The sequence below is a fragment of the Oceanobacillus sp. NCCP-135 genome, from assembly GCF_059698015.1.
Genome location: NZ_BAAKSZ010000063.1, coordinates 1 through 2937, shown reverse-complemented (window position 1 = coordinate 2937; position 2937 = coordinate 1). Strand labels below are relative to the sequence as shown.

Below are 2937 nucleotides of genomic sequence, written 5' to 3'. Positions count from 1 at the left end.
TGGCGGGGAATTCCATCGCAATTAAAATGTTAATTAAGAAGGCATAAATTCTAATTGTTCCTTCAGACTTTCGTTTTCCCTTGTTAACGCTACTATTTCCTTTTTTAAGTCATTGATTTCCACAATTAACCTTACAATTCTTACCCTATCACTAATTCCACGTTCGTATGCAGTTCCTTTTTGTCTGTTCCACATGTCAAAGCGAATAAAATCCTTCTTACAAACTCCATGGCTTATATTCATTATTTTGGTGTCTTTCATCCATTCTTGTACTAAATTCTCATCACATTCAGCACCGGAAGAACGAAAGAATTCCGTTGCCTCTTTAACTGAAAATCTCCCCATCCAATTCTGCCTCCTTCATGTCACTTTTTCATAAATGGTTTCTATTTTGTTTTCAAGGTCCAGTATTTCTTCATTCATTTTTTGCTTTGTTTTTTGATCATGTATTCTGAAACTTTCCCGAGATAGACAGAACCGTTTTGATAGAAATTCCTCTTGTATTTTTATATCATCATCCGTTTCAAGGGCTCCGTTTTTGAACTAAACCAGTTGTTGATCTTTAAGCCACTGTTTTGTTTCTTTCATACGATAGGAATTTCCATTCATATTGACGATATAGGCCTGATGGGTGAGCCGATCTATCATTGCTGCTGTCATCACAGGGTCTTGGAATATTTCACCCCAGCGTTCAAATGACAGATTGGTTGTAATAATGGTCGAATGCTGACCTGCCCTTAATGATAGATGGGTAAACAAAAGCTCAGCTCCTTCTTTATCAAAAGAGATATATCCCATTTCATCGGCTATTACGAGATCATATTTTTCGAAGCGATTTTGAAAAGAACGCAGCGTCCTTTCAGATCGACATTCTTTAATCCGGTTGATAAGTAATGGTACGGTGGTAAACCATACCTTATAGCCCCGCATACACGCCTCGATTCCCAATCCAATACTCATATGGGTCTTTCCCGTCCCTGGATTTCCTGCTAAAACGACGTTTCGCCCTTCTTTAATAAAGTCAAGCGTTTTTAGACGCTTATATTTCTTCTGGGCATCTTCAGGTAAGTCTAATACGGATAAATCCTCAAGATACTTTTTGTACGGAAATTCAGCACGTCGGATCCGGTTATATCTTGCGGTCTCCTGTCTGGAATCTGTTTCCTTTTGTAATAATAAAGCTAAAAATTCCTCATAGGTTCCATCTCTTTCGGATACATCTTTAACATATTCTTTGAAGTGCTGCCGAACCATAGGCAATCTTAAATCCTTGCTGAATTGAACTACTTCTTCGCTCCAATTTCTCTTGGTCATGCAATTTCCTCCTTTTTCTCAAGTGATTTGGTTTGAAATAACTCATCATATGCACGTAAATGTTCCTTGGCATGATTTGTGATATCACTTGATTCTCCATCAAGGGAGACGAAAGAAGATGGTTCCTGATTCCTGGCACACAATACTTTAATTTTATCTGTCGTCACATGGGATGGATGGATCTTTCGTAATTCTTCAATACCTTTTTCTATATCTGTTAAACTTGCACCTTCCTGTAAATAATGAATCAACTCTATAAATTCTTTTGGATTCTTGCTATAATAAGTATCATAAATGTTTTTAATTTTTTTATCTGCCTGTTGTAAAGCCATGCTACTGGCTAATGCACCAGGCTTTTTCTTTAATGTGTTTAAAAAATGGTCTAATTCAATCCTCCAATCATGCAATCCCGTTAAACGATGATGCTCGGCGATCTTCGTTCCATCATAGAAGCATTGGATTCGATTGGAATAGATTTTAGCCTTAACGATTTTGTTGACCAAATGATCCGGAACGGAATAATGATTTTGATCAATAACCACTGTCGAATACTTGTCCACACGCACATTGGCTGTTCGAGCTGCATCAAAAGCTGGAAGTGCGTGTAAAAGGTGCGACTGTTCTTGGCTGAATAATTCATTTGCTGAACAGTTTTTTCCAGTCAGTGGCTTCCGGTTAAGCTTTTCACAAATCTCTAAGAGATACTGATTTGCCTCTTCCAATGTTTCAAACGAGTCCTTATACGCAAATGCCTTTCTACGTACATACTCGACACTTCGTTCTACATGTCCTTTTTCATTGCCACTCCGAATGTTACAAAAGCGATAATCAAAAGTGTAGTAGAGTGATAGTTTTAAAAGTGCTTCCGTTGGTTCCTTTTCTATCCCCACAAATCGTTTGACAGCTACTTTCATATTGTCATATACCATTGTTTTATACACACCAGCTACTTTGTCAAAAAATAAAGCATGAGCCTCTTGAAAGCATTCCGTTTTTTGTTTGGTGAACAAATATGCCATTCGGTAGTTACTATAGGCAGATGTGAACACCGCCATTTGAAGTACCCGACTCTTCCCATCAATAAAAACTTTTGCTTCCCCCCAATCGAATTCACACACATCACCTGGCTGATAGACACCTTTTATGTATGCTTCTTTAGCTTTTTCCATGAGTTTCCGCACCGTACGAAGAACCGTGCTGTAACTGATGTCAAAACCCTCATCAACCAATACTTCATGTATGTCCACAGGCTTCTTTAATTGTTTTCGCCATCCTCTTTTTAACCTTTCTGCATTCTCTTGTAATAATTCGTTAATTCTTTCCTCCATTTCTTTGGTTAATTTACGCTTCGGTCTTTCACCCACATGATATTTAGGTGATTCTACAATTGCTTGGATCAATTCCCCAGAATCTACATCGGAACCTTGCTTTTCTAGTTCTTTCCTTTGTGATTCATACTCCTTGATGTATTTCCTTACCGTCTTACGATCTATTCTCGTTTTTCTTGCAATTTCTCTCTGTGATTTTCCCTCCCTAAAATGCATTAATATGACCTCTTGTTTCTTTTTCAAAGCTATCATCGCTCCAGTCTCCCCATGTTGAAATAAATATATTTCTTCATGG

3 protein-coding genes are annotated in these 2937 nt (G+C 37.8%); all 3 read right to left on the bottom strand.

The window, feature by feature from the left end; all coding sequences use genetic code 11:
* Positions 1-33: 33 nt before the first annotated feature.
* The 3 genes from AC6HVZ_RS19450 to istA all read right to left on the bottom strand — a co-directional run bounded on the left by AC6HVZ_RS19450 (position 34) and on the right by istA (position 2894).
* Complete coding sequence (locus tag AC6HVZ_RS19450; protein ID WP_497559778.1) at positions 34-345, bottom strand: hypothetical protein; 312 nt, start codon at positions 343-345, stop codon at positions 34-36.
* 198 nt (positions 346-543) lie between these two features.
* Positions 544-1314, bottom strand: coding sequence for an IS21-like element helper ATPase IstB (gene istB / locus AC6HVZ_RS19445; RefSeq protein ID WP_497559777.1), 771 nt, complete (start codon positions 1312-1314; stop codon positions 544-546).
* The gene (gene istA / locus AC6HVZ_RS19440) at positions 1311-2894 is read right to left on the bottom strand and encodes an IS21 family transposase (protein WP_497559779.1); all 1584 of its coding nucleotides are present in this window, start codon (positions 2892-2894) and stop codon (positions 1311-1313) included. The genes istB and istA overlap by 4 nt, the downstream gene beginning before the upstream one ends.
* Between the last annotated feature and the right edge of the window lie 43 nt (positions 2895-2937).

Bases quoted from the DNA above. Each gene is read 5' to 3' on its own strand.
- AC6HVZ_RS19450 (WP_497559778.1), bottom strand. From the start codon at position 345: ATGGGGAGATTTTCAGTTAAAGAGGCAACGGAATTCTTTCGTTCTTCC.
- istB (WP_497559777.1), bottom strand. From the start codon at position 1,314: ATGACCAAGAGAAATTGGAGCGAAGAAGTAGTTCAATTCAGCAAGGAT.
- istA (WP_497559779.1), bottom strand. From the start codon at position 2,894: ATGATAGCTTTGAAAAAGAAACAAGAGGTCATATTAATGCATTTTAGG.